The organism is Mediterraneibacter massiliensis (assembly GCF_001487105.1).
GTDB lineage: Bacteria > Bacillota > Clostridia > Lachnospirales > Lachnospiraceae > Mediterraneibacter > Mediterraneibacter massiliensis.
Genome location: NZ_LN913001.1, coordinates 801,997 through 828,063, shown reverse-complemented (window position 1 = coordinate 828,063; position 26,067 = coordinate 801,997). Strand labels below are relative to the sequence as shown.

The window sequence follows — 26,067 nt, the reverse complement described above, 5'->3', positions numbered from 1 at the left end:
GTTCCTTCCTATAAAATATCTAATTGCCTCCTGTCTTTCTGTTTGTTCAAGATTTCTCCGCTCTTCCCGCCGGACTTTCTCACCAGATAGATCTCCCCAATCTCCATTGTCTTATCCAAAGCTTTGCACATATCATAAATCGTGAGCAAAGCAACGCTTACTCCTGTCAAAGCCTCCATCTCCACGCCTGTCTTACCGTCTACTTTTACCGTACAGGTGCAGTATACGGCACATTCTTCCTGCTCCATCTCAAACTGTATCTTACATTTTGTAAGAGGGAGGATATGGCACATGGGAATCAGTTCTGCCGTTTTTTTTGCTCCCATGATGCCTGCCGTCGCCGCAACGGAAAGCACATCGCCTTTTCCTATCGTCCCTGCCTGGATCGCTGTAAATACTTCCCGGCTCACAGAAATTTTCCCCTGCGCCTGCGCCTCTCTTTTCGTCACGTCCTTTTCTGTCACATCCACCATGACTGCACGCCCGTTTTCATCAAAATGTGTCAGCCCCATTTTTCCACCCTTCCTGCAATCTGATTTTAAATAAGAATAAAGATAACGCCAGTATCTACTGACGCTATCTATTATAGAGGAAACCTTTTGCAAAGTAAACCTTCCTCCGCTTATTTAGTTTCTGCCGGCGCCCTTGGGAAGCAGATGTATCGCTTCTTATGCTGCTTCTGTGGGCTTTTCAAACTGAGAATTATACAGTTCTGCGTAGAAGCCTTTCTGGGCGATCAGCGCATCATGCGTCCCCTGCTCTACAATATCTCCGTCTTTCATGACAAGGATCAGATCTGCATCCCGGATCGTAGACAATCTGTGCGCGATGACAAAACTGGTCCTGCCTTTCATCAGATTATCCATTGCTTTCTGGATCAGCACTTCTGTCCTGGTGTCAACAGAGCTCGTCGCTTCGTCCAGGATCAGGATCTTCGGATCTGCAAGTATCGCCCTAGCGATTGTCAGCAGCTGCTTCTGCCCCTGTGATACGTTGCTTGCCTCCTCATTCAGCTCCATATCATATCCACCCGGCAGAGTCTGTACAAACCGATGTACATGTGCTGCTTTCGCCGCATTGACAATTTCTTCTTCTGACGCATCTAATCTGCCGTACCGGATATTATCCCGGATCGTTCCGTGAAACAGCCACGTATCCTGCAGGACCATGCCAAACATTTCCCGCAGTTCATTTCTGTTAAAATCCCGGATATCATGTCCATCGATTTTGACGGCTCCACTGCTGACATCGTAAAATCTCATCAAAAGCTTGATCATTGTCGTCTTCCCGGCTCCGGTTGGTCCTACGATCGCTATCTTCTGTCCCTCTTTTATCTCTGCGGAGAAGTCATGGATAATCGTCTTATCCGGATTATATCCAAAGCGTACATGTTCAAATGTAACATTACCTCTGAGCCCTTCTACGCGCACCGGATCTTCTGCCGTCTGTTCTTCTTCCTTCTCGTCTAAAAATGCAAACACTCGCTCGGAGGCTGCCGTTGTCATCTGCAGCATATTGGATACCTGCGCGATCTGCTGGATAGGCTGTGTAAAGTTCCTTACGTACTGGATAAAAGACTGGATATCTCCGACTTCAATGGTTCTTTTGATCGCCAGATAGCCGCCCAAGATCGCCACACCGACATAGCCGAGATTCCCAATAAACTGCATGATCGGCATCATCATTCCGGAAAAGAACTGCGAACGCCATGCCGCGTTATACAATTTTCCATTCGTCTCATTAAAGGCACGTATCACGTCTTCTTCCTTATTAAACGCCTTGATAATGTTATGTCCACTGTAGATCTCTTCTACTTGTCCGTTTACATTTCCGAGATATTCCTGCTGATCACGGAAATACCTCTGGGAATGTTTCATAACAAAAGATAATAGTCCCGCCGAGATTGGGAGTATCAAAAGCGCCATCACCGTCATCAAAGGGCTGATCGACAACATCATAGCAAGTACGCCGATGATCGTAGTCACAGAAGTGATAAGCTGCGTCGCACTCTGGTTTAAGCTCTGCCCCAATGTATCCACATCATTGGTCACACGAGAAAGGATCTCCCCGACCGGTTTTGTATCAAAATAATCCATTGGCATACGGCTGATCTTCTCCGAGATCTCTTTTCGCAGTCGGTAGGTCGTTTTCTGCGAAATCCCGGTCATGATCATACCCTGGATAAACGTACACAAGGCACTGATGACATACAGCCCTAATGTCATGAAAAGAATCTGTCCGATCTTCCCAAAGTCCATTCCGCTTCCGCCGGATACTTTGCTGACAAGTCCGTTGAATATCTCCGTCGTCGCCTTACCCAGTATCTTCGGTCCCGCTATGTTAAATATAGTCCCGCAAACGGCGAAAATAATAACAAACAGCAGCTGCAGTCTATATGCGCTCATATATATGAGTAATTTTTTCAGCGTACCTTTGAAATCTTTCGGCTTTTCTCCCTGCATACCGCCGCCCATTCCACCATGTCCCATTCTTCTACCCATGGTTTTCAGCCTCCTTTCCTTCCTTGCCTGCTTTCAATTCCTCTTCTGAGAGCTGGGAAGCGGCGATCTGCTGGTAGACTTCGCAATTTTTCAGCAATTCTGCATGCGTTCCTATCCCCGCCATTTTGCCTTCATCCAGCACGAGTATCTGCTCTGCGTTTAAAATCGTACTGATACGCTGTGCGACGATGAGCACTGTACTTTGCGCTGTTTTTTCTCTAAGCGCCTTCCGCAGCGCAACATCTGTTTTGTAGTCCAGCGCCGAAAAGCTGTCATCAAAAATAAACACTTCCGGATGTTTGGCGACCGCCCTCGCTATAGAAAGCCTTTGTTTTTGGCCTCCGGATACATTTGTGCCCCCTTGAGAGATCAGACTTTCATATCTGTCTGGCTTCTCGTCTATAAACTCTGCTGCCTGTGCGATCTGTGCAGCCTCTTTCATCTCTTCTTCACTTCCGTCCGAATTACCAAACAGAATATTCGAGGCTATATCGCCCGAAAACAATATCCCCTTCTGTGGCACATATCCCAGACGTTCACGCAGATCATGCTGTTTTACGTCCCGGATATCCTCTCCATCTAAACGGATCGCCCCTTCTGTCACGTCATAAAAACGAGGGATCAGATTCACCAGCGTAGATTTTCCACTTCCGGTACTCCCAATGATCGCTGTCGTCTCTCCTGGTCTCGCAGTAAAAGTAATGTCATGCAGTACTTCTTCATCCGCTCCCGGATAACAAAATGACACATGATCGAATTCCAATATGCCCTTTTTCTCCCCGGAAAAGGCGGCCGGTTTCTTCGGATCCCGTATGATCGTCTTACTTGTAAGTATTTCCTCTACACGGTCTGCCGCAACTGCCGCCCGCGGCAGCATGATCGAAAGCATACAAAGCATCAAAAATCCCATGATAATCTGCATCGTATACTGGATAAATGCCATCATATCTCCTACCTGCATCTGCCCTTCGTTAATCCCATGGGCGCCCGACCAGGTGATCAATACCGAGATCCCGTTCATGATCAGCATCATCACCGGCATCATGAAAGTCATCGCGCGATTTACGAATAAATTTGTCTTTGTCAGATCTCTATTTGCCGCATCAAATCTTTTTTCCTCATGCTTCTGTGTGCTGAATGCCCGGATGACCGGAAGTCCCGTAAGAATTTCCCGTGTCACAAGATTCAGCTTATCTACAAGATTTTGCAGCATTTTAAATTTTGGCATTGCCACAGTAAATAATACAAGTATCACAACTGCGATCAGCAGGACAGCCAGTCCGATGATCCAGGACATAGATACATTTGTCTGGAACACTTGATAGATGCCTCCTATCGCAAGGATAGGCGCATATAGCACGACACGCAGCAGCATGACGATCAGCAGCTGGATCTGCTGTATATCGTTTGTACTCCGGGTGATCAAAGAAGCGGTAGAAAAATGGTCAAACTCATTATTTGAAAATCCAACTACTTTTTTAAAGACTCTGCTTCTTAGATCTCGCCCGGTAGAAGCTCCCACACGGGACGCCAAAAATCCCACTAAGACACTTGCCGCCATTCCCAGAAAGGCGAGCGCGACCATTTTCCCGCCTGTAGTGAGCAGATAATGCAGCTGCAAAGCATCCATATCCATCCCCAGATGTTTATAGGCTGTCTTGGAAAAACTGATCGCCGCCTGTTCTAAGATCGTATCCGGCATTTCCTCAATCTGTTCCCTAGCTTGTCTTACAAATTCTTCTCTCTGCTCTGCAGGCAGCATTTGCAGGATCGTAAACAGATCCGTATCTTCCGTCAGAAGATCCTGTGGGAGCTGTGCTGCCATCTTTGCTTCCATGTCAGCTGTCATACTGCTGTCAGAAGAAATGCCGGTCACCATCATCATCGGAAGCGACATTTTGTCTGAAAGTGTTTGCATTTTCTTTTCATCCTTCTTCACAGAATCTTTCAGGACATATGCCTCCGTATCATAGGAGCCTGCATCTATTTTATAAGAATCTACAACTTCCTTTTGCGCTTCTTCCGGAACAAACAAAAGTACCTTCTCCATATCGTTCGTCCCGATTGCCGTAGGTACTTTATCTTCTATCCCGCCCTGCTGTATTCCGATATTGACGATATCAGAAGTATACGCAGGAAGCGACAGATCACAATATGCCTGAAGGATCAGTACCGCTATGACTGCAAGCATAGCTTTCCAATATGTACCTGCGTACTTAAACAAATTTTTCATAATTTACATGTTCCTTTCTGTCTTATCTCTCCTCTGCCAAATTCTCACATACCTGGAGCAGCATTCTCCTCATCAGTAATTTTTCCTCCGTACTCATTCCCTGAAACATCATTTCGTCCAGCTGCTGTGCTACCTTCTTGACATTCTCGATGCAGTCTCTGCCTCTTTGCGCCAGTTCCAGACGCATAATCCGCTGATCCTTTTCATCTGCTTTTCTGCTGATGTATCCTGCTTTTTCCATTTTCTGTATCGCAGAAGTAATAGACGGAGGCGTAACATTCAAGCGTTCTGCCAGTTCCTTCTGAGAAAGAGGCTGACTCTGATGCAGGGAAAATAAAATATTCGCATGGGTCTTATTCAGATCATATTTCCCGAACATTTCCTTCGCCCTCTGCTCACACCTATGCCTCAATATGCCGATCAGTCCGATCGTTGGTATATGACTCATATCACACTTCAATCAAGCCACCTCCCAGCTCTTTAAATTAATTAGATAACTAATCTTTATATTAGTATTACTGCACAATAAAGTCAAGTTTTTAATATATAATTCACATTTTTTTCAATATTTTATACAAATTTTAATTAAATATCTAATTAATTTGAATTCTGGTAAAGCGACAGACAGTAGGAAAAGAAACAGCTCATACCATGTCATTACATATAAACATGATATGAGCTGTTTCTTTTCATTCAGTGACTGCCGATAATAAAATCATGCGTAAGCAGGATCAAGCTGACACTGTGGGAATTTTCTATCCCTGTATCTTTAATATTTTATTTGCATTTTCAATGCGTTCTTTTGTCGGTGGTTCTACGCCTTCCAGGGGATATTCCATCCCAAGTTCTTTCCACTTAAAAGCCCCTAATGTATGATAAGGAAGTACTTCTACTTTTTGCACATTGTGAAGTGTGTCAATAAATGCCGACAACCGTTTCAGATATTCGTCCCGATCACTGTATCCGGGAACAAGTACATGACGTATCCAGACCGGTTTCCCCAACTCTGACAGATAGGATGCCATATCCAGGATATTCTGGTTCGTGCAGCCTGTCAGTTTTTTGTGCTGTGCATCCTCTATATGCTTTAGATCCAAAAGGACCAAATCTGTTACTTTCATTAATGCTTGGAACTTTCCAAAAAACGGTTCTTCCCTTGTGAAGGGATTGCCGCTTGTATCCAAAGTCGTATGCACTCCTTCTGCTTTTGCCTTCTGAAATACTTCTGTCAGGAACTCTATCTGCAGGAGAGGCTCTCCCCCGCTGACAGTGATCCCCCCTTCTTTTCCCCAGTAAGCACGATACCTCAGGGCAGTTTTCAAAAGTTCGTCTGCCGTATAAAGTTTCCCATTTTTCATATTCCACGTATCTGCATTATGGCAGAACCGGCAGCGCATAGTGCACCCTGAAAAGAAGATAACAAAACGGACGCCCGGACCATCCACCGAGCCAAAACTTTCCAACGAATGTATATATCCCTGCCGCATATTTACATTCTGTCGTGGCAGGTTCTGGAAATCACATCCATCTGCTGTTCACGTGTCAAGTCGATGAATTTCACAGCATATCCAGATACACGGATCGTAAAGTTCGCATACTCTTCTTTCTCTGGATGTTCCATTGCATCGATCAATTTCTCTGTTCCGAATACGTTCACATTGAGATGATGCGCACCTTGATCAAAATATCCATCCAGCACATGAACCAAATTGTTCTTGCGTTCTTCATCATCATGCCCCAAAGCTCCCGGACTGATCGTCTGCGTATTAGAAATCCCGTCCAGTGCCTGTTCATATGGCAGTTTTGCCACAGAATTTAAAGAAGCCAGCAGCCCGTTCTTTTCTGCTCCGTAAGATGGATTGGCTCCCGGCGCAAGAGGTTCGCCTGCTTTTCTTCCATCCGGAAGAGAACCGGTCGCTTTTCCGTATACGACATTGGATGTGATCGTCAGGATAGATGTCGTAGGCTCAGAATTTCTGTACGTATGGCATTTTTTCAGTTTGCTCATGAACGTACGGAGCAGCCATACTGCAATATCGTCTGCACGGTCATCATCATTTCCATATCTTGGGAAATCGCCTTCTGTCTCGAAGTCCACCGCCATTCCTGTCTCATCGCGGATAACTTTTACTTTTGCGTATTTGACAGCGCTCAAGGAATCTACTACATGTGAGAAACCTGCGATACCGGTCGCGAACGTCCTTCTTACATCTGTATCGATCAATGCCATTTCCGCTGCTTCATAATAATATTTATCGTGCATGTAGTGAATCATATTCAATGTATCTACATACAGTTTAGACAGCCAGTCCATCATCTCGTCATAACGTTCCATCACCTCGTCGTAATCCAGATATTCAGAAGTGATCGGTCTGTAAGCCGGTCCTACCTGCTCTCTTGTCTTTACATCTATGCCGCCGTTGATTGCGTACAAAAGGCACTTGGCAAGATTTGCGCGCGCCCCGAAGAACTGGATCTCTTTTCCTGTCTGTGTCGCGGATACACAGCAGCAGATGGAATAATCGTCTCCCCATACCGGACGCATCACATCATCATTTTCATACTGGATAGAACTTGTCTTAACAGAAATATAAGCCGCATATTTCTTAAAGTTTTCCGGGAGATGCGAAGAATATAAAACTGTCAGGTTCGGTTCCGGAGAAGGTCCCATATTTTCTAACGTGTGCAGGAAGCGATAGTCATTCTTAGTCACCATGTGACGACCGTCCATTCCGATCCCTGCCATTTCCAAAGTAGCCCATACCGGGTCTCCGGAAAACAGTTCATTATAGGATGGGATCCTCGCGAATTTTACCATTCTGAATTTCATCACGATATGATCGATCAGTTCTTGTGCCTCTGCCTCTGTCAAGATTCCTTTTTCCATATCTCTCTGGATATAAATATCCAGGAAAGTAGAAATACGTCCCACGCTCATTGCCGCGCCATTCTGCGTCTTGATCGCAGCCAGATAACCGAAATACAGCCACTGCACCGCTTCTTTTGCGTTTTTCGCCGGCTGAGAAATATCATATCCATAGACTGCCGCCATCTCTTTCATTCCTTTGAGCGCACGTATCTGATCGGCAATCTCTTCACGAAGGCGGAAATCTGTCCCTTTCATACCATGTCTTTCTGACTCTACAAAATCCGCTTCTTTCTGCTGGATCAGATAGTCGATCCCGTACAGAGCAACACGGCGGTAATCGCCGACAATACGTCCTCTTCCGTATGTGTCCGGAAGTCCGGTAATGATTTTGTTATGACGGGCTTTCTTCATCTCCGGTGTATAAATGTCAAAGACACCCTGGTTATGTGTTTTATGATATTTTGTAAAGATTTCGTGCAGCTCTTTACTCGGCGTATATCCATATGTCGTACAAGCCTGTTCTGCCATCTTGATCCCGCCGTACGGCATAAAAGCCCTCTTAAGAGGTTTATCTGTCTGAAGACCTACGATCTGTTCTAAGTCTTTCATATCTTCCTTGATATATCCCGGACCATATGCTGTCAGACCGGATACCACTTCTGTCTCCATATCCAGAACGCCGCCCTTGGCTCTTTCTTCTTTCTGCAGTTTCTGCAGCTCACCCCAGAGTTTATTTGTCGCTTCTGTAGGAGCCGCCAGGAAAGATTCGTCGCCCTCATACTGTGTATAATTATTCTGGATAAAGTCTCGTATATTTACCTCCTCTTTCCAGAGTTTTCCATGAAAACCAGTCCACTGTTCAAACTGTGTCATTCTACTAAATCCTCCTTAAATAAATCTGTCATATCTTTCGTCTACGTCGCCTAGTATAACATCATGTTAAACAAAAGACAATATCTGTTTTGATAATTCTTCTCAACAAACGCCTTGTATCTAATTTTATACATGTGCATTTCCATTTCTTCCGCAAAACGGTAATTTTACCGACCATAGGGAAAGGCTTTTCGTTGCATTCTTCTTTTCTCTGTTTTATACTACACTTGTAAGAATTCATATGAACCGAAAGAAGGTATATCATGCCCCGAAAAGCGCTGCCCCAGATTTCAGAAGCTGAATTCAAAGTAATGAAAATCGTATGGAAATATGCTCCTGTCAGTACGGTTGAGATCACAGAATATCTGCGTCCTTCCACACACTGGAGTTATAACACTGTCCAGACTTTGTTAAAACGTCTCCTCCAAAAAGGAGCGCTTTCTTATGAAAAGCGCAGCCGTGTTTTTGTATATACCCCTTTGGTAGCTGAAACAGACTATATCCGTCAGGAAAGCCGTTCTTTTCTGGATAAATACTATGACGGCAGTTTTTCCTCCATGGTTTCAGCCTTTGTTCATAATGGAGAACTCTCTCCAGAAGATCTGGCGGAACTGCAAAATCTTCTGACCGAAAAATCACAAAAAAAAGCTTAGGTCCAAGGAGGCTCGAGGATGATTGCCGCGTTTACACTTTCGTTTCTGAAATCCAATCTTATATTGGCAGTATTGACCCTTGTTTTATTTTTCATAAAATATCTGTTTAAACATCGTATCTCCACGCCGATCCAATATGCACTCTGGATCCCCTATCTTGTCTTGTTGATCGTTCCTTTTCTTCCCACCGGTATTTTTACATATACCCTAAAATCTTTTTCCAGCCTGCTTACTTCCGCTTCTTTTCCTGTAGGCCCCGCAACGCCTTCTGCCACCCTTCTCCCAGAAGCTCTGCAAGATCTCAGCCTGTCTGTCAGCCGCTGTCCTGACAGTATTTTATCGGCTCTTTTTATTTGTTGGACAGCAGGCGTTTTTCTTCACAGTATACTTACACTTCTTACATGTCTACGGTTTAAAAAGTGGCGAACCGACGCTATTGCAGTCAAAGACACGTTTATTCTCCATACCTACGACAGTGTCAAAAGAGAGCTCGGTATTAAACGGGATATTCCTCTTTTAGCCTTAGATTTCAACGGTTCGCCTTTTACAGCAGGAGTATGTATGCAAAAGATTTATCTTCCGTCCCCTCTCTTGTCCTATATAGAAAAAGACAGCCTGAAATACATCTTCATGCATGAACTTCAGCACTGTCTCCACAAAGACGGTATCTGCAATTTTTTGCTGCTTATCCTAAAGCCACTGTACTGGTTCAATCCTTTCATCCTATACGCCGCCAAAAGGATCCAGCTGGATCGTGAACTTGCCTGTGATGCTTTCGTTCTCAAACATCTCAAGGAGGCAGAGTATATACTGTACGGCAAACTCCTTCTTCAGCTTTCTGCAGCCTCATGCTCTGCCCCTCTCGCCTTTAGCTCTGCACATACCAAAAAGGAGCTCAAAAGCCGAATACTGCATATTTCCTCTTATGCGGCCCCACCATGGCAAAAACGCCTGCTCGGCTATATGATCTGCCTTTGCACCGTTCTTTTCTGCCTGTCTGTGAGTCCCTGCTTTTCCGCTTCTGCACAGCTGCCCTCGTCTGTTCCTCTTCCACAGGGAGACATTCATACCCTAGAGATGGCAGACGCCTTCGGCAGGTATGAAGGCAGTTTTGTTCTGTCCGATTCCACCGGAAAAAACTGGAGCATCTATAATACAGAAGACGCCTTAAAGCGGACTTCCCCCGACTCCACTTATAAAATATACAGTGCGCTTTTTGCCCTGGACTCCTGTGTCATATCTCCTGATTCGTCTATAGTCCCCTGGGATAAAACCGCCTATCCCTTTGCTTCTTGGAATCGGGATCAGACGCTCAACAGCGCCATGTCTGCATCTGTCAACTGGTATTTCCAATATTTGGATAAAGAAATAGGAAAATCGGCCCTGCGCAGTTATTTCCAGCAGATCCAATATGGAAACCAAAATATATCCGGCGCCATAGAGGATTACTGGCTGGAATCTTCCCTGCAGATCTCCCCGGTGGAGCAGACTGTCCTCCTTAGAAATCTCTATTATAATACCTGGAATTTCCACGAAAAAGACATAGACACCGTGTTAAACTCTCTCCACCTGTCTGCAGATGAAGATTATGCCGTATATGGGAAAACCGGTACAGGAAAGATCAATGGCAAAGAACAAAATGGATGGTTCATCGGTATCCTTGAAAAGGAAGGAGAGCCCTACTTCTTCTCCGTACATATAGAGGGAAAAGACGATGCTTCGGGCAAAACCGCCTCTGAAATCGCCTTCTCCGTCTTACAGAAACTTTCCCTTCTATGACCCTTTTGCTTCTAAATCTATCCCGCCGTCTTATCTTTATTTATTTTCTCCATAGTATTTCTGCCATTCTTCATCCGTTAGTCTGGGAATGTAAGCAGGAATTTGGCTGCCTTCAAAGGGCAGGAGTTCATTAGAAAGATAGACAAAGGAGCCTTGTGGCATATCTTCTTTTCTTTCTTCCGCCGGGCGTATTTTTACCTGGTGGGTAAACGCCTTGTCAGTATTTTTCTTTTTCCATACTGCGTCTACTGTCAGGGTCACAGTACCATCTCCATTCTCTGTACCGCCCACCACCTCCGGATACGGAGTATCTGGGTTTTCACCTAGATCATGCAGGCCTCTCTGCCGGTATAGATAACAGCCTATCTCTGCGTCATATCCCTGTTCCATTCGCAGTACTTCTGTATCCACTGGCAAAAATGTCTGTATCACAGACTCAAATTCCTGTTCGGGTATCGCATATTCTTTCGTTCCTACTTCTGCGTCGAATTGTTTTGCCTCCCCCATTTTCATTTTATAAAAAGGCTCATATACATCATAAAAGCAAAGTTCTCCATAGGATTCCGCGCTCCAATTCGTCGTAAACAAATTGTTGCTTTTGTACCCTATCGGAAGAATATACTGTTCATTCCACCGTCTTAACTCCTCCGCTAACGGCTTGATCCGTATAGCTGTATGTCCGCTGGGCCCGTCGAACCCTGAGGGGCGTTCTAACTCTAAAAACAAATATCCTTTTTCTGTATACTTCCACTCCTCTGCCACATAGGAATCCACTGCTTCGGCATGCGGATTTCCCCCTTTGTCCCAGGTGAGGCTGCTTCTTTGTACTGTCATGTTTCCTTCCATACAGTGCAGATCATACCGCACGAACCCACCCTGATCTGTCACAATGAAAAGCAAAATTTCTGCTTTTTCTTCGTCTGACGCCTTTTCACAAAACAACTGCGCTTCCTCTGCATGTGTCATATTTATCTGATTTTCCGAATCTACTGCACAATATCCCTCCTCTCCTAAAATCGTTATAATCTCTTCTATAGTATTCTTGCTGTCCAAGGAATTCTCTTCCTTCGCTTTCTCATATACGGTCCTATAGTTTTCTGCCAATTGTTCGGTTTCCCTAAGAAGCCCCTCCTGACTATCCTTTTCTTCCCTCGTTTCTGTCTCGCCGGTTTCTATGTTTTTGGCATGTTCCTCTTCCGAACCACAGCCTGTAGACAGAAGTAAGCACAGCACTGCTATGAACAAAATCTTATGTATTCCTGCTTTCATATTTCCTCCTTGTCCGTTTTCTTAAATCTTACACTTGTAGTTTTTAGATGTCAACGTCCTTTTTTCCCTTGCCTTTTCCCTGCCGCCTGCTTTACAATACACGTAAAGAACACATTCTATCTCATAGCGCATTTTTATCGCATGCTATGTATTTTTTATCGAATTATAAGGAGTTTTGTCGATTATGAAAATCAGAAAATCTACTATGGATGATCTATCGTCTATCCAAAATCTGTATGAAAAAGCAAGATATTTTATGTCCACACATGGAAATCCCTCGCAATGGGGCAGTACATATCCGGAACCAGAACTTATCAAAAAGGATATCGAAACAGAGCACAGCTATGTCTGTGAAACAGACAAATGTATCGTTGCTGTCTTTTACTACAATGAAGGAGAAGACCATACATATCAAAACATATATAACGGAAAATGGATAAATACCGCTCCTTATGGTGTTGTCCACCGTATCACTTCCGACGGGACCGTAAAAGGCGCCGCTTCCTTTTGCCTTGACTGGGCATTTAAAAAATGCCGCAATCTGAAGATCGATACCCACAAAGACAATCAGATCATGCAGCATCTGCTCGAGAAAAACGGTTTCACCTACTGCGGCATCATTTATACAGATGACGGAACGAAACGGCTTGCCTACCAGAAATGCTGAAATCTAAAAACAAACCGCAGACATCATGCCTGCGGTTTGTCTTTTTCCGTCCTTATGAGTATACACTTCTATTTTCTGAGCAGCTCCAACACTTCTTCCTTCCGGGGCATTGCCTTGATGGCGCCTTTTCTGGTCGTCACAAGCGCTGCCGCGGCATTGGCAAATGTCAGCATTTCTTCAATCTGGTCTTCTGTCAGATTGAAAAGGTCATGCTCTAAAATATAATTAAGGCAGCTTCCACAGAATGTGTCGCCAGCGCCTGTCGTCTCTATGGCTTTTACCTGTACTCCCTTTTTCTCTATACGCATTCCCTTATAATACGCACGACTGCCATCCTTTCCCATAGTAAGGAAAATCAGCGGTATCTGATAATTTTCCTGCAGCCAGGCAATTCCTTCATCATAATCTTCTTTGCCGGATACAAACTGAATCTCATTATCTGAGATTTTCAATATATCGCAGAAGGTAAAACCATATTTCATCTGCTCTTTTGCCAGTTCTAAAGAACTCCACAAAGGAGGCCTCAGATTCGGATCAAAAGAAATCAGCGTCCCACTCTTTTTCGCAATATTTAATGCTTTCTTTGTTGCTTTGCGCACCTCATCATGAGTCATAGAAAGAGTTCCAAAATGGAAAATCTTCGCTTCTTCCAAAAAGTCTTCGTCGATTTCCTCTTCTGTCAGCATCATATCTGCCCCCGGATCTCTGTAGAAAGAAAATTCTCTGTCTCCATCTGGAAATGTATGTACAAACGCAAGCGTCGTATGTACACGATCATCTTCCAACAAATGCGACGTATCGATCTTCACTTCATCCAATGTATCTTTTAACGTCTTCCCAAACTGGTCTTTTCCCACTTTCCCGATGAAAGCCGTCTGTTTACCCATTTTATTCAGAAGCGCAAGCACATTGCAGGGCGCTCCGCCCGGGCAGGCTTCAAAAAGTGCGTTTCCTTGCCCGCTTTGCCCGTTCATCGTAAAATCGATCAATAGTTCCCCCATTGCAATCACATCATATCTCTTTTCCATTTTGTGAACCTCCACTTTCTCATATCCAATTTGATCAATTAAAATACACCAATTCCTCTATCGGCTCTGCTATTTCTATATTCTCTGCTTCCAAAACCGGTCCTTTCCCATGGTAAACAGAAACATTGGCAAAACCTACTTTCGCCCGAATCTTCACCCATTGTCCCGGTTTGAGTTTCGGCGCATAGGCACTCTTGCACACATAGCCCAAAAATGTCGTATCATCCGCACAACATGTCATCGCCATGCGCCCCGGAAGGAATACTTTAGATGGAAAAGTACGTGGTTTGAGTACTTTTGCTGTGAATTCGATCACTTTTTTATCATACCGCTCTGGATTTTCCATCATATCCACATACCAGATCCCATAATCTTCTCTGTGTATCTCAATGACCGGAGCGTCCAAATCATAAGGAACGTCATCTTCAAAAATATGATCCAGTTCTCCTTCTTCCCCCTCAAAGATCACTTCTGCCTGGGGACTTACCACCTTCACGCTGCGTCTGTATCCGGCAAGCGGCTTTATATCTTCACAACGGTTAAACAAGACCATCTCCGCACCTCTTACCATCTCGACAAACAACGGTTTTAAATTCGTAAGATACATCTGAAAAGTGCTGGCATCCACTGTCGTGATCTTCTGTTCGATCACCCAGCCTTCCGGCAGCGTCATTTTCTCAAAATCACTGACTTTCCACATTCCATTGTACTCTATGATCACACGCTGCGGCCGGTGCTTTTCCTCCATTTTCTGAAGCCACGCTTCTGTCAGTTCTTCTTGTTCCTCCACATGCTCGATAACGACTCCGTATTTCAGCATTTCGCCTGCGGGATATTCTTCTTCTCCTTCTTCACAGAGGATCAAAAGAGTCTTTCCGTCGATCTGGAAATAGTCCTGCTGCAGGGTAAACTTTAAAAACTGAGTTTTCCCGCTGTCCAAAAAACCTGTCATCAAATATACTAACGTCTCTGGTTCTGTCATTTGGCTCTCTCCTCTCACGCAGCTATTCTGCAAGTCCGAACAGCTTCTCCAGCTTTTCTTCTTGCAATTTGGATCCGATCACGCAGATCCTTCCTGTATATTCCGGCGCGCCGCTGCGGACTTCCTGTTCCTCCGGGACCATATCGAAATAGATCCAGTTTCCATCTTCTCCCGCCACCATGCCTTTTGCACGCAGCACGGTACCAAATTTTTCCTCTTGTTCCAGTTCCTTTAGTATATATTCGATTTCTTCTCGTGTATACGTACGGATCGTCTCTTTTCCCCAGCTGGTAAAAATTTCATCTGCATGATGATGTCCATGTGCGTGATGATGGTGTTCGTGTTCTTCTCCCTCATGGTGATGATGGTGATGTTCGTGTTCTTCTCCCTCATGGTGGTGATGGTGATGTTCGTGTTCTTCTCCCTCATGGTGATGATGGTGATGTTCGTGTTCTTCTCCCTCATGATGGTGATGACATCCGCATACCGGGCAGGGCATTTCAGAAAGCAGCTCTTCTTCCAATGATCCTTCTGCCTCCATCACTTCCAACAGTTTACTTCCAGGAAGCTCATCAATCGGCGTCGTGATGATCGGCGCCTTTTCGTTTAACTCGCGCAGCAGCGCCACACTTTCTTCTATTTTTTCTGGTTTTGCCTTATCTGTACGACTTAAAATGATCGTCCCTGCATAAGCGATCTGATTACTGAAAAATTCCCCGAAATTTTTTCTGTAAATTTTACATTTTGTCACGTCGACTACCGTCGTAAAACTGTTCAGTTTTGCGTCAATACTCTCCTGCACATCCTGTACTGCTTTGATCACATCGGATAGTTTCCCCACACCGGATGGCTCGATCAAGATTCTTTCCGGATGATACGTATCCACCACTTCTTTTAAAGATTTTCCAAAATCTCCTACAAGTGAACAGCAGATACAGCCTGAATTCATTTCCCGGATCTCAATGCCTGCCTCTTTTAAAAAACCGCCGTCAATCCCAATCTCTCCGAATTCATTTTCGATCAGTACGACCTGCTCTCCTGCAAATGCCTCTTTCAGCATTTTTTTGATAAATGTTGTCTTTCCGGCTCCCAGGAAACCGGAAATAATGTCAATCTTTGTCATGATGACTGCCTCCTTCCTTTATATCCAATTCTACCGGGCAATGATCTGACCCCATCACGTCCGTCAAAATTTTTGCATTTTCCAAATGATCTTCCAGCGACTTTGATACGCAGAAATAATCAATACGCCATCCCGCGTTTTTCGCGCGTGCGCTGAAGCGGTATGACCACCAGGAGTAAACGCCTTCTTTCTCCGGGTAAAAATAGCGGAACGTATCGATAAACCCTGCTTCTAAAAGTTCCGTAAACTTCTGTCTTTCTTCATCCGTAAAACCTGCGTTTTTCCTGTTTGTCTTTGGATTCTTCAGATCGATCTCCTGATGCGCCACATTCATATCACCCGTTACAATGACTGGTTTCTTTTCTTCCAGACGCTTTAAATATGCCTGGAAGTCTTCTTCCCACTGCATACGGTAGGCAAGCCGTTTTAACTCATTCTGCGAATTTGGCGTGTATACCGTCACTAGGTAAAACTCTTCAAATTCGCATGTGATCACACGACCTTCCTGGTCATGTTCCTCGATCCCGATCCCATATGTCACCGCCAGCGGTTCTTGCTTCGTAAACACAGCGGTTCCGGAATATCCTTTTTTCACTGCGTAATTCCAATATTGATGATATCCTTTTAGATCAAGCTCAAGCTGCCCTTCCTGCATTTTCGTCTCCTGTATGCAGAAAATATCTGCATCTGCCTCTTGGAAAAAGTCCAGAAATCCTTTCTGCACGCATGCCCGGATCCCATTTACATTCCATGAAATAAGTTTCATATCCGCCTCCTTATCCTCTTCCCGAAAGGAAAATGTCTCAAAAACAACTTTTGAGACACTTTCTTTGTAAGGAATATAGCCTAATAATATACTTCTTTTAAAAACAATCCTTTTGCCGGCGCCATAAAACCTGCCTTTTTTCGCTCCCCTGTCACGAGCGCGCCGGCGATTTCTTCTGTCGTAAGCTTTCCCATTCCGACTTCCAGCAAAGTCCCGGTCAGGATCCGTACCATATGATATAAAAAGCCATTCCCACGATACGTGATCTGTATTTTCCCGTCTTGTCCGGCTATCATTATATCATAAATTGACCTTATTGTGGACTTTTCTTCCTTTTTATCCGTAAATGCGGCAAAATCATGCGTACCTATAAGAATACGCGCTGCTTCTTCCATTTTCTTTTTGTCCACCTTATAGGGAAAATGATAAGAGTACCGGCGTTCAAACACATCTTGTTTCTGCCGTGTATCTATATGGTACTCATAGCATTTGCCGGAAGCGCTGTAACGTGCGTGGAAACCATTTTTCACAAGTTCCGTACGTATGACACGAATATCCTCCGGAAGCAGACTGTTTATCACTTCCTGAAACGTCTCTTCCCTAATCTTGCCTCTTAAACTACAGGACAAAGTCTGTCCTTTCGCATGTACGCCGGCGTCTGTCCGCCCAGAACCGTATATCTCCACAGGATATCCCGCCGTTTTTCCAAGAGCGTTTTCTACTATTGCCTGTATCGTCTTGTCTGTATTCTTTTGCTTCTGCCACCCCTGATAACGGGTGCCGTCATAAGATACTGTCAACTTATATGTTCTCATATTCTGTCACATTCCCGTCCTTTAAAAACAATACACGGCTGCAAAGCATACTGACTACGTCCAGATCATGTGAGACAAACAGATACGAGAGCCGTTCTTTTGCCTGCAGTTCTTTTAACAACTGTATGATCTGTGCCTGTACCGTTACGTCTAACGCAGAAAGTGGTTCATCCGCAAGAATAAACTTTGTCCCTGTAATAAGAGCCAGTGCGATACTGACACGCTGCCTCTGTCCGCCGCTTAGTTCTTTTGGATACCGGTCGTAAAGATCTTCTGGAAGATGAACCCGGCGCAGCATTTCTTCCGCCTTTTTCCGGCGTTGTTCTTTTGTATATTTCTTTTCTGCCTTCAGCGGTTCTTCCAAAAGCCAGCCGATCTTTTTCCTGGGATTCAGAGATTTGTAAGGATCTTGAAAAACCATCTGCGGATGTTTTGTATACTGGATGATCTCTCCTTCATATTCTTTTAAAAGTCCCAGCACACATTTGCAAAGTGTAGATTTTCCGCTCCCGCTTTCTCCCACTAATCCAACCATTTCGCCCTCATAGAGCGTGAAAGAAACATCCTCAAGTATCTGTTTTTTCCTCCGCCCTTCCCGATACCAGGCATTTACATGTTTTAACTCCAGCACTTTATCCTTCATGCATTTCACCAGCCTTTTCTTTCAACAGATCGTAGTACATGCTTCCCTTCGTCCTTGAAGGGATCGCCTCGATCAGTTCTCTTGTATAAGCTGTCTTTGGATCTGCAAAAATCGCTTCCGCCGTACCTTCTTCCACGATCTCTCCCTCTTTCATTACAAGCACACGGCTGCACAGTTCTTTTACGACCCGCAGATTATGCGAAATAAACAAGATCCCCATCTTATATTTTTTATTCAGTTTCTTCAATAATGTTAAGATCCCTTCCTGGGTATGCACATCCAGCGCCGTCGTCGGTTCGTCTGCGATCAAAAGTTTCGGCCTGTCTATCACGGCTGCGGCGATCATCACTCTCTGGCGCATTCCTCCTGACAACTCATGAGGGTATTTCTTATAGACTGACTCTATATCTTTTAATTCTACATCTCTTAAAGCCTGAAAAGCCCTCTCTTTTCTTTCTTTCCGGGACATCTTTTCATGCAGCAGAAGTGTTTCCTCCACCTGACGCCCAATGCGCAGCGTCGGATTGAGTGCCGTCATTGGCTCCTGAAAGATCATGCTGATCTCTTTTCCCTGTATGTCTCGCAATTCCTTCCCTGTCAGAGAAAGCAGCTCCTTTCCTTCAAATGCTATCTTTCCACTCTCAATCCGTGCATTTTTCTTCAAGATTCCTGCGATCGTCAGCGCCGTCATTGTCTTCCCAGAGCCAGATTCTCCAACGATGCCTAAGATCTCTCCACTGTCCATAGAAAAAGAGATTCCTTTTACGACTTTTTCCAGAGTGCCCCTGTCCTCAAACCAGATGGACAGATCTTCTACTCTTAGCATTATCTTCCACCTCCGAATCTATCCAGGATCCCTTCTCCCAGCATCCCCACACCAAGGATCAAAAGCACAAGAAAGACACCGGGAAATACAGCACACCACGGACCTCCTGCCAGATATGTCTGGGCTTCTGAAAGCATCCTGCCCAGGCTGGCATCCGGAGGCTGTACACCGATTCCCAGATAACTCATCCCCGCTTCCGCCAGAACCGCATTATTAAAACCGATCGCCAGTGCCGACAAAAGTGCAGGAAGAATATTCGGCAGAATGTGTACAAATAAAATTCTGGGTACCGATACGCCGATCAGTTTTGCGCTGATCACATAGTCCTCTTTTGCGCACCGCATAAATTCTCCCCGGACAACTCTGGCAAAACTGGGGATAAACGCGATCCCAAGCGCCAACATAACTTTATACGTACCCGGTCCCGAAATACTTACAATGACCAATGCCAAAAGAACACTCGGGAACGCCGCCAGCGCATCGTTGATCCTCATGATCCCTTCGTCCAGCCAGCCGCCAAAGTATCCTGTTACCGCTCCGAGCACGCTTCCGATCGTTCCTCCGATCACGATCGTTCCCGCTGCGATCACAAAGGTATTGCCCGCTCCTGCCAGCACTCTGCTCAACACATCTCTCCCAAACTGATCTGTACCAAATACATGGAGCAGGGACGGTCCTTTAAGTTTTAGTGTACCTGCCATTGCTTCCGGGTCATAAGGCGTCCAAAAAAAACCTGCTATGATCAGGATCGTCATAAAAATCGTCAAGGCAAGACCTGCCGTAAAATAGAAGGAATGTACTTTCTTACTTTTTCTCATATCTCGATCCTCTTATCTAATCTTCGATATAACAGATCCACCGCCACATTGATCACAAGGATCACCACAGCGAGCCAGACGATGACTGCCTCTACTACAGGATAGTCTCTTTTTGCGATCGATGTGATCAGCGTCCTTCCAAGCCCTGGAATTCCAAATACCTGCTCTACCACGATGCTGTTCGCTATCACATCCGCTATCATCACTCCCAAAAAAGTGAGAACCGGCAGAAACCCATTTTTAAATACATGCACAAGCAGGATCCTCCATGGACTGTTTCCCCGGCTTCTTGCCGTACGGACATACTCCTGCCCCATCTGGGAAAGCATAGAACTTCTTAACATCTTCATCGTCATCGCTGCCTTGGGCAGCGCGATCGCCAGAGAAGGCAGCACCAGATATCCCAAAAATCCACCTATATCTTCGGTATAAGAAATATACTCTCCCGGGGTAAACATGTGAAAAAATAGACCAAATACGACTGTCAGGAGCATACCAATAAAAAACGGAGGCACTGACATCATAATCTGATTCAGTACAAGAAAGATCTTGTCCACCATCCGGTTTTCAAAACGGACACATAGTATCCCCAACGGAACAGATAATAGAAGGATACCGATAAAGCTCATCAACGTCATGGCAGCTGTGATCGGAATCTTATCTGCGATCAACTCCTTTACCGGAATCTGATAGGAATAGGATGTGCCCATATCCCCTGCCACAAAATTCTGGATCCACTCTCCATACCGGACAGGCAGGGGCCGGTTCAGCCCCATCTCATCACGCAGCGCTTCTACTTTTGCTTCGGTCGCTTCTGTCCCGAGGATAGTCCGGGCCGGATCTCCCGGAATGACCTCAAATGCCAGGAAAGCAAGAATGCTGACAATTAATAATGCGATTATAAGACCTGTGATTTTTTTTATTAGAAATTTCATGCTTTCCTCCCATGGGACCCTGTATACATATCGTTTTTCTCTTTTTTATACGCTACTCTACCTTATATATCGCGGACATATCCTGCACATACAGCGGATAAAACTCATATCCGTCATACGCATCACTGATCGCGACTAAATTGGCAAGATCCTGTATATAGACATTTGCCGCTTTTTCTGTAAGGATCCCTTCCAGTTCTTTATATAACGCTGTCTGTTCCTCCTCATCTATCGCCGCGATTGCTTTTTGGAATGTCGCATCATACTCTTTATCGTTAAAATTGATAAAGTTTCCATCCGCATCTGAGACAAATCGTTCCAACATAGCACGCGCCGACAGATTGGAAGCGTCTACGCCGACGACCGTAGACTGGAAGTTTCTCCCCGCGTAAACATCCTCCAGCCATGCCTCCCATTCGACCGGTTTGATCGTGGCATTCACCCCGATATTCTTGAGTTCTTCTACGATCACCTGCGCCGTATCCACATGCGGCTGATCTGCCGAACACACTGTGATTTCCAAATCAAAACCGTCTTCATAACCGGCTTCTTTTAACAATTCTTCCGCTTTCTCATAATCCTGCGCATAATATTTCGTATACGTATCGTCAAAGTATTTTTTCAGTCCCGGATACATACTTGTTCCTACCCGGACTCCCTTTCCATCCGCGATCATCGCCATGATCTCTTCCGGATCGATGGCGTAACAAAGCGCCTGGCGAACCTTTTCATTATTCAAGGGTTCCGCGTCATTATTCAGATACAGCGCCTGCACCAGGTTCATAGTACCTTCCTCAATATGGAAGCCTTCCGTAAGTTCCGCCGCCTGCGCAGATGTCAGACGCATATACATATCGATAGAACCACCTTTTAGATTCGTCACTACCATATCCGCATCTGCTATGATCCTAAATTCCACTTCGTCTAAATGTGCTTTTTCTCCCCAGTAATCCTCATTTTTCTTCAAAATGATATTCTCCTGCGGGGAACGCGACACAAATTGAAAAGGACCCGTTCCTACCGGTTCCGTCTCCAGTTTGTCATATCCTTTCGGGATAATAGCCGTTGTCATATAGGCAAGAAATTCCGTATTAGGCTCTGACAGGCGTATTTCTACCGTCTTGGCATCCAGTATATTTACACTCTCGATAATAGAATACGCCGATACGAGCGGTTCTCCATTCGACGTATCGGCGCATCTGTCAATTGAATATTTTACATCTTCTGCCGTAACGTCACTCCCATTATGGAACTTGACTCCATCACGCAAGGTAAACGTATATACCTTTGCATCTTCTGTTATTTCATAACTGCTTGCTACGGCTTCTGTTAAATTTCCATCTTTATCTGGTTTTACCAGACCTTCATATACATTAAATAAAACCTCTTTTGTTCCTGCCGCAACTGCTTTATGTGGGTCAAGACTGTCCAAATCCTGGGAAATACCAACACGGATACTTCCTCCTTCGACCGGTTTCCCTGAAAGTTCATTCTCGGTTGCAGACCCTGCCTCTTTCTTGTCACCTGAACACCCGCTCAGTGCAACAGACAAGACAAATGTCAACACCAAAAGAATCGCTGTTCCTCTTCTTTTCATGCTTGTCTCCTCCTTCAAATAACCTTCATTATTAAATTGTCGAAATTATTGTAAGTGATTTTTCTGCATTTTGCAAGTGTTTCCTTTACAAAAAGCAGGCAGATTGTGTATACTTAAAGACAGAATAAACTGATAGTAAAAGTAACAAGAAAGGCAGGTTCTTATTATGAAGTGTCCATATTGTGGTCATCCAGATACAAGAGTGATCGATTCCAGACCAGCAGAAGATAAAAACTCTATCCGCAGACGGCGTTCCTGCGATGAATGTGGAAAACGTTTTACTACCTATGAGAAAGTAGAGACTATTCCCCTCATCGTCATCAAAAAGGATAATAACCGTGAACAGTACGACCGCTCCAAGATCGAACACGGTATTTTAAGCGCTTGCTATAAACGCCCTGTTCCGGCAAATGAGATACAAAAAGCCATCGATTCTGTTGAACTGGAGATTTTCAACAGGGAAGAAAAGGAGATCCCAAGCAGTCTGATCGGTGAGATCGTCATGGACAAACTAAAAGCGCTGGATCCCGTAGCGTATGTAAGATTCGCCTCCGTCTATCGAGAGTTCAAAGATGTCAATACCTTTATGGATGAATTAAAAAAATTCCTTCAATAAAAAATCTCAAAAGCAGAGAAGAAATAGGCACTGTCCTGCAAGATCTGTGCTATTTCTTCTCCGTTTTTTATTTCTACAACTTCTGTAAAAATTTCTCTTCCTGGATCTCTACCAGTATGATATCCGGTCCTATTTTTTTTATACAGGCAAAGGGGATCACATACTCGCTGTCCGTTCCCAAAAAACCACAGATTTTCCCCGGTCCCGGGATAATGATCGCCTCCACACAGCCATCGCAGATATTCATTTCAATATCTACCACACAGCCCAGCCTTTTACAGTTGCATATATTGATCACTTCTTTTTCCCTTAATTCACAGATCCTCAATCCTATTCTCTCCCGGCCGGATATATCCTCTTGCTGTCAATATATGCAGAAGTACAGCAGACTGTGCAGCAGAACATGCAGCTGTATCAGCCCATAACTTCTTTATCGATCACTTTCCAATAAAGCGCATGCTTTTCTATAAACTCAGACACCAAGTACAATAAAAGTCCGATAGCGCTCAATAAAATAACGGCGTTTAAGATCAGTTTAATATCAAAAGTCTCCCTGCCCAGATTTAATAAATATCCAAGACCTGCTTTCGCTCCGATCATCTCTCCGATCACCGCGCCTGTCATAGCCTGGGTCAGAGCTAATTTGATACCAGACAAAAGCATCTCAACTGAATACGGCAATTCTATTTTCACAAAACGCTGCCAAGGATTTGCTTTTAAAATCTTCATTAAATTATAAACATTCGGATCGATCGAACGGATGGCCGATACTTCATTTATCATAATCGGAAAGGACACGACAAGTATTACAAGCGCGGCTTTGGACTTAAGCCCCAGTCCCATCCACAATATAAACAGTGGAGCCAGCGATATTTTAGGAGCTGTCTGGATAATAATGACAAACGGCATGATCAGACGCTCTAAAATCTTTATCTTTGCCATAATGTATCCTAATACTAGCCCTATAGCAATACCGATCAAGGTTCCTAAAAATATTTCCTGCATCGTCACTGCTATATGCGGCCAGATCGTTCCCCCTGTAAATAATTCAATAAATGAGAGCAAAAGAGCATAGGGATCCGGCAGCACATAACTGGAGATATGGAAAATTTTAATGTATGCTTCCCAAATGATAAGTAATATCGGGAAAACAATGACTGGAAGAATGATCTTCCTATTTTTTCGATAAAACATAGCTCTTTATTCTCCTTATTTTCCCGGTGTATATAAAAGTTCTTCCGCTTGGAATCCCTCGTCAATAATTCCGTATTTTACTGAATCGTCGATCAATGCCTGCCACTTTTCCGGATCAGAGGCCCCGATTCCCTTTTCTTTCGTATACTCACTCTGCCATAATGTCGGAATAAACACTTCATTTAAGATCTGTACTGCCACATCTCTTTTCGCTGTATCAAACGTCTGCGCATGATTTTCTATAGAAAAATCTACTGCTTCCTCTGCATGTCCATCTATGACATATTCAATACCTTTTGTAAGTGCTTTTGTAAATCCTTCTATCACTTCCGGTTCCTTGTTTGAAAGTTCTTCACTTGTGATCACAACGTTTCCGAAGGACGGCAGAAACTGGTCGCACAAGATCTCTTCCGCTTCATATCCCGCATTGTTTAATTCGATCGTTCTTAATTTCGAAAATACGATCGCATCGACCTGACCTTCTGTCAGAGAGTTCAAGATCGCCCCTGTCCCGATCACTTCTACTTTCACATCATCTACTGTAAGTCCCGCCGACTCCAGCGCTGCCTGCAGCTGAAAATAATTGGCGCTGCCAAGACTTGTAACAGCCACTGTTTTTCCTTTTAAATCTGCCGGTTCTTTGATTCCGGAGTCAGCGCCAAAGATGATCGCGCCCAATCCTTCCTGATATGTCGTATGCGCCACTTTTACCGGGATACCTTTTGATTTTGCCGCTACTACCGCATCTGCATTCGGAAAACCAAAATCCACATTTCCACTTGCTACATTTGTGACAATATCTGCTGCCGCAGCATAATAGAACTCCACATTTAATCCTTCTTCTTTAAAATATCCTTTCTCCTGCGCCATATAAAGCGGAGCGTAATATGGCACTGCCGCTCCATCGATCTGAATAGAAACCGTCCTTAAACCGCCTGCTTCCTCCTTATTTTCCTTCTGCTGTGCCTGTCCGGTCTGCTTAGTGTCATCGGCTGTTCCGCTGCCGCATCCGGCAAGAACAGATACTGCCATTGCAACACCTAATACTACTGCTGTGATCTTTCCTTTTAACTTCATGATTCTTTTCCTCCTTTTATATAACGTTTATTTAACTTCCAAGCTCCTTCCAGAGCTAGCATACACATTCTTCTCTGTGCCTTTGCATTGTCCACCTCCCATTGATCTGTGACCCGGTTGCAGTGCACGGAACAAATACTTCCGGCATATATGTTCTGCAGAGATGCCATCGTATAGATCGTCTCCGCTTCCATTTCCAAATTGACCAGATTCAATTTCTGATATTTTTCCAATTGAGAAGCTTCATCATATTCCTTTTCATAAGGAAGTGCTCTGCCTTGTCCGTGGTAAAAAGACGCGATAGACGCACAAATTCCTGTATAATACTGTATATGGCTTTCTTCACAGGCCTCGATCAAAGAATCGATCACCTCCACAGACGCTACTGCCGGATATTCTAGAGGCGCATAAAAAGTAGACGTACCGCCAAGCCGCATTGCTCCTGTATTGATGATCATGGAACCGCAGGGAATTTCTTTCTTTAAAACTCCCGTCCCTCCTATACGGATAAGCGCTTTTGCGCCAAGCCCGATCAATTGGGCAACGGCAATTTCTGTAGAAGCCGCCCCAATTCCCGTAGAACATACGGAAATCTTCATATCTTTATAATAACCGGTTCCTATCGTATATTCCCTGTTTCTGCTTATAATGCGAAACTCTTCGCACAGTTCCTGAAACAGCTCTACTCTTCCAGGATCCCCCGGAAGAAGGACGATTTCTCCGATATCTCCTTCCTCACACAATAGATGGGGCATTTTTCCATTAATTTTAGGTGATGACGCTGATATAAAATTCAAGTTGTG

The 26,067-nt window shown here is 44.5% G+C and carries 25 protein-coding genes; 4 read left to right on the top strand and 21 right to left on the bottom strand.

Annotation, left to right across the window (positions count from 1 at the left end; all coding sequences use genetic code 11):
• Positions 1-8: 8 nt before the first annotated feature.
• The 6 genes from moaC to pflB all read right to left on the bottom strand — a co-directional run bounded on the left by moaC (position 9) and on the right by pflB (position 8,476).
• Positions 9-512, bottom strand: a complete 504-nt coding sequence (gene moaC / locus BN3282_RS08150) for a cyclic pyranopterin monophosphate synthase MoaC (protein ID WP_059068191.1) — start codon at positions 510-512, stop codon at positions 9-11.
• Between the two features lie 156 nt (positions 513-668).
• A complete protein-coding gene (locus tag BN3282_RS08145) occupies positions 669-2,501 on the bottom strand; it encodes an ABC transporter ATP-binding protein (RefSeq protein WP_059068189.1) in 1,833 nt (610 codons plus the stop codon).
• A complete protein-coding gene (locus tag BN3282_RS08140; RefSeq protein ID WP_059068187.1) occupies positions 2,494-4,734 on the bottom strand; it encodes an ABC transporter ATP-binding protein in 2,241 nt (746 codons plus the stop codon). Before BN3282_RS08140 ends, BN3282_RS08145 begins: the two co-directional genes overlap by 8 nt.
• Before the next feature lie 22 nt (positions 4,735-4,756).
• Positions 4,757-5,194: a MarR family winged helix-turn-helix transcriptional regulator gene (locus tag BN3282_RS08135; RefSeq protein WP_059068186.1), complete on the bottom strand. Its 438-nt coding sequence runs from the start codon at positions 5,192-5,194 to the stop codon at positions 4,757-4,759.
• A gap of 295 nt (positions 5,195-5,489) precedes the next feature.
• Positions 5,490-6,221: a pyruvate formate-lyase-activating protein gene (gene pflA / locus BN3282_RS08130; RefSeq protein WP_059068184.1), complete on the bottom strand. Its 732-nt coding sequence runs from the start codon at positions 6,219-6,221 to the stop codon at positions 5,490-5,492.
• A 2-nt stretch (positions 6,222-6,223) separates the two neighbouring features.
• Positions 6,224-8,476 carry a formate C-acetyltransferase gene (pflB, locus tag BN3282_RS08125; RefSeq protein WP_059068182.1) on the bottom strand — a complete coding sequence of 751 codons (2,253 nt, stop codon included), beginning with the start codon at positions 8,474-8,476 and terminating at the stop codon, positions 6,224-6,226.
• A 263-nt stretch (positions 8,477-8,739) separates the two neighbouring features.
• Here pflB and BN3282_RS08120 point away from each other — a divergent pair, with 263 nt between their 5' ends.
• Both BN3282_RS08120 and BN3282_RS08115 read left to right on the top strand, forming a co-directional pair.
• Positions 8,740-9,129: a BlaI/MecI/CopY family transcriptional regulator gene (locus BN3282_RS08120; RefSeq protein WP_059068180.1), complete on the top strand. Its 390-nt coding sequence runs from the start codon at positions 8,740-8,742 to the stop codon at positions 9,127-9,129.
• Between the two features lie 18 nt (positions 9,130-9,147).
• Positions 9,148-10,908, top strand: a complete 1,761-nt coding sequence (locus BN3282_RS08115) for a BlaR1 family beta-lactam sensor/signal transducer (protein WP_059068179.1) — start codon at positions 9,148-9,150, stop codon at positions 10,906-10,908.
• 36 nt (positions 10,909-10,944) lie between these two features.
• On the opposite strand, the gene BN3282_RS08110 is transcribed toward BN3282_RS08115, so the two are convergent.
• Entirely contained in the window at positions 10,945-12,177 is a 1,233-nt protein-coding gene (locus BN3282_RS08110) for a DUF6070 family protein (RefSeq protein ID WP_059068177.1), read from the bottom strand.
• A gap of 184 nt (positions 12,178-12,361) precedes the next feature.
• On the opposite strand from BN3282_RS08110, the gene BN3282_RS08105 reads away from it, so the two are divergent.
• Positions 12,362-12,844, top strand: a complete 483-nt coding sequence (locus BN3282_RS08105) for a GNAT family N-acetyltransferase (RefSeq protein WP_059068176.1) — start codon at positions 12,362-12,364, stop codon at positions 12,842-12,844.
• Between the two features lie 68 nt (positions 12,845-12,912).
• On the opposite strand, the gene BN3282_RS08100 is transcribed toward BN3282_RS08105, so the two are convergent.
• The 10 genes from BN3282_RS08100 to BN3282_RS08055 form a co-directional block, all read right to left on the bottom strand.
• Positions 12,913-13,872, bottom strand: coding sequence for a carbohydrate kinase family protein (locus tag BN3282_RS08100; RefSeq protein WP_059068173.1), 960 nt, complete (start codon positions 13,870-13,872; stop codon positions 12,913-12,915).
• A 34-nt stretch (positions 13,873-13,906) separates the two neighbouring features.
• On the bottom strand, positions 13,907-14,854 hold the full coding sequence (locus BN3282_RS08095) for a TIGR03943 family putative permease subunit (RefSeq protein WP_059068171.1): 948 nt from the start codon (positions 14,852-14,854) through the stop codon (positions 13,907-13,909).
• Between the two features lie 22 nt (positions 14,855-14,876).
• Complete coding sequence (locus BN3282_RS08090) at positions 14,877-15,977, bottom strand: CobW family GTP-binding protein (protein WP_059068169.1); 1,101 nt, start codon at positions 15,975-15,977, stop codon at positions 14,877-14,879.
• A complete protein-coding gene (locus tag BN3282_RS08085; protein ID WP_059068168.1) occupies positions 15,964-16,743 on the bottom strand; it encodes an exodeoxyribonuclease III in 780 nt (259 codons plus the stop codon). The genes BN3282_RS08090 and BN3282_RS08085 overlap by 14 nt, the downstream gene beginning before the upstream one ends.
• An 80-nt stretch (positions 16,744-16,823) precedes the next feature.
• On the bottom strand, positions 16,824-17,558 hold the full coding sequence (gene truA, locus BN3282_RS08080; protein WP_059068166.1) for a tRNA pseudouridine(38-40) synthase TruA: 735 nt from the start codon (positions 17,556-17,558) through the stop codon (positions 16,824-16,826).
• Entirely contained in the window at positions 17,545-18,201 is a 657-nt protein-coding gene (locus BN3282_RS08075) for an ABC transporter ATP-binding protein (protein WP_059068164.1), read from the bottom strand. The genes truA and BN3282_RS08075 overlap by 14 nt, the downstream gene beginning before the upstream one ends.
• Entirely contained in the window at positions 18,191-19,027 is an 837-nt protein-coding gene (locus BN3282_RS08070; RefSeq protein WP_059068162.1) for an ABC transporter ATP-binding protein, read from the bottom strand. Before BN3282_RS08070 ends, BN3282_RS08075 begins: the two co-directional genes overlap by 11 nt.
• Positions 19,027-19,845 carry an ABC transporter permease gene (locus BN3282_RS08065; protein WP_059068160.1) on the bottom strand — a complete coding sequence of 273 codons (819 nt, stop codon included), beginning with the start codon at positions 19,843-19,845 and terminating at the stop codon, positions 19,027-19,029. Before BN3282_RS08065 ends, BN3282_RS08070 begins: the two co-directional genes overlap by 1 nt.
• On the bottom strand, positions 19,842-20,780 hold the full coding sequence (locus tag BN3282_RS08060) for an ABC transporter permease (RefSeq protein WP_059068158.1): 939 nt from the start codon (positions 20,778-20,780) through the stop codon (positions 19,842-19,844). Before BN3282_RS08060 ends, BN3282_RS08065 begins: the two co-directional genes overlap by 4 nt.
• Positions 20,781-20,832: 52 nt before the next feature.
• Positions 20,833-22,377, bottom strand: coding sequence for an ABC transporter substrate-binding protein (locus BN3282_RS08055; protein WP_059068156.1), 1,545 nt, complete (start codon positions 22,375-22,377; stop codon positions 20,833-20,835).
• Between the two features lie 166 nt (positions 22,378-22,543).
• Between BN3282_RS08055 and nrdR the strand changes: the two genes are divergently transcribed.
• Positions 22,544-22,993, top strand: coding sequence for a transcriptional regulator NrdR (gene nrdR / locus BN3282_RS08050; RefSeq protein WP_059068154.1), 450 nt, complete (start codon positions 22,544-22,546; stop codon positions 22,991-22,993).
• Between the two features lie 73 nt (positions 22,994-23,066).
• On the opposite strand, the gene BN3282_RS08045 is transcribed toward nrdR, so the two are convergent.
• The 4 genes from BN3282_RS08045 to BN3282_RS08030 all read right to left on the bottom strand — a co-directional run bounded on the left by BN3282_RS08045 (position 23,067) and on the right by BN3282_RS08030 (position 26,061).
• Complete coding sequence (locus BN3282_RS08045; protein ID WP_059068152.1) at positions 23,067-23,321, bottom strand: PRC-barrel domain-containing protein; 255 nt, start codon at positions 23,319-23,321, stop codon at positions 23,067-23,069.
• A gap of 86 nt (positions 23,322-23,407) precedes the next feature.
• On the bottom strand, positions 23,408-24,187 hold the full coding sequence (locus BN3282_RS08040; RefSeq protein WP_059068150.1) for an ABC transporter permease: 780 nt from the start codon (positions 24,185-24,187) through the stop codon (positions 23,408-23,410).
• Positions 24,188-24,202: 15 nt separating this feature from the next.
• Positions 24,203-25,264, bottom strand: coding sequence for an ABC transporter substrate-binding protein (locus BN3282_RS08035; RefSeq protein WP_059068149.1), 1,062 nt, complete (start codon positions 25,262-25,264; stop codon positions 24,203-24,205).
• Positions 25,261-26,061, bottom strand: a complete 801-nt coding sequence (locus tag BN3282_RS08030; RefSeq protein ID WP_242866620.1) for a nucleoside phosphorylase — start codon at positions 26,059-26,061, stop codon at positions 25,261-25,263. The genes BN3282_RS08035 and BN3282_RS08030 overlap by 4 nt, the downstream gene beginning before the upstream one ends.
• Between the last annotated feature and the right edge of the window lie 6 nt (positions 26,062-26,067).

What these genes read in the sequence shown, in the direction of transcription:
- BN3282_RS08035 (WP_059068149.1), bottom strand. Translation starts at nt 25,264, where the DNA reads ATGAAGTTAAAAGGAAAGATCACAGCAGTAGTATTAGGTGTTGCAATG.
- BN3282_RS08145 (WP_059068189.1), bottom strand. Translation starts at nt 2,501, where the DNA reads ATGGGTAGAAGAATGGGACATGGTGGAATGGGCGGCGGTATGCAGGGA.
- moaC (WP_059068191.1), bottom strand. Translation starts at nt 512, where the DNA reads ATGGGGCTGACACATTTTGATGAAAACGGGCGTGCAGTCATGGTGGAT.
- pflA (WP_059068184.1), bottom strand. Translation starts at nt 6,221, where the DNA reads ATGCGGCAGGGATATATACATTCGTTGGAAAGTTTTGGCTCGGTGGAT.
- BN3282_RS08140 (WP_059068187.1), bottom strand. Translation starts at nt 4,734, where the DNA reads ATGAAAAATTTGTTTAAGTACGCAGGTACATATTGGAAAGCTATGCTT.
- BN3282_RS08105 (WP_059068176.1), top strand. Translation starts at nt 12,362, where the DNA reads ATGAAAATCAGAAAATCTACTATGGATGATCTATCGTCTATCCAAAAT.
- BN3282_RS08070 (WP_059068162.1), bottom strand. Translation starts at nt 19,027, where the DNA reads ATGCTAAGAGTAGAAGATCTGTCCATCTGGTTTGAGGACAGGGGCACT.
- BN3282_RS08115 (WP_059068179.1), top strand. Translation starts at nt 9,148, where the DNA reads ATGATTGCCGCGTTTACACTTTCGTTTCTGAAATCCAATCTTATATTG.
- BN3282_RS08085 (WP_059068168.1), bottom strand. Translation starts at nt 16,743, where the DNA reads ATGAAACTTATTTCATGGAATGTAAATGGGATCCGGGCATGCGTGCAG.
- BN3282_RS08060 (WP_059068158.1), bottom strand. Translation starts at nt 20,780, where the DNA reads ATGAAATTTCTAATAAAAAAAATCACAGGTCTTATAATCGCATTATTA.
- BN3282_RS08040 (WP_059068150.1), bottom strand. Translation starts at nt 24,187, where the DNA reads ATGTTTTATCGAAAAAATAGGAAGATCATTCTTCCAGTCATTGTTTTC.
- BN3282_RS08065 (WP_059068160.1), bottom strand. Translation starts at nt 19,845, where the DNA reads ATGAGAAAAAGTAAGAAAGTACATTCCTTCTATTTTACGGCAGGTCTT.
- BN3282_RS08095 (WP_059068171.1), bottom strand. Translation starts at nt 14,854, where the DNA reads ATGACAGAACCAGAGACGTTAGTATATTTGATGACAGGTTTTTTGGAC.
- BN3282_RS08090 (WP_059068169.1), bottom strand. Translation starts at nt 15,977, where the DNA reads ATGACAAAGATTGACATTATTTCCGGTTTCCTGGGAGCCGGAAAGACA.
- BN3282_RS08100 (WP_059068173.1), bottom strand. Translation starts at nt 13,872, where the DNA reads ATGGAAAAGAGATATGATGTGATTGCAATGGGGGAACTATTGATCGAT.
- BN3282_RS08120 (WP_059068180.1), top strand. Translation starts at nt 8,740, where the DNA reads ATGCCCCGAAAAGCGCTGCCCCAGATTTCAGAAGCTGAATTCAAAGTA.
- BN3282_RS08110 (WP_059068177.1), bottom strand. Translation starts at nt 12,177, where the DNA reads ATGAAAGCAGGAATACATAAGATTTTGTTCATAGCAGTGCTGTGCTTA.
- BN3282_RS08075 (WP_059068164.1), bottom strand. Translation starts at nt 18,201, where the DNA reads ATGAAGGATAAAGTGCTGGAGTTAAAACATGTAAATGCCTGGTATCGG.
- pflB (WP_059068182.1), bottom strand. Translation starts at nt 8,476, where the DNA reads ATGACACAGTTTGAACAGTGGACTGGTTTTCATGGAAAACTCTGGAAA.
- nrdR (WP_059068154.1), top strand. Translation starts at nt 22,544, where the DNA reads ATGAAGTGTCCATATTGTGGTCATCCAGATACAAGAGTGATCGATTCC.
- truA (WP_059068166.1), bottom strand. Translation starts at nt 17,558, where the DNA reads ATGAGAACATATAAGTTGACAGTATCTTATGACGGCACCCGTTATCAG.
- BN3282_RS08055 (WP_059068156.1), bottom strand. Translation starts at nt 22,377, where the DNA reads ATGAAAAGAAGAGGAACAGCGATTCTTTTGGTGTTGACATTTGTCTTG.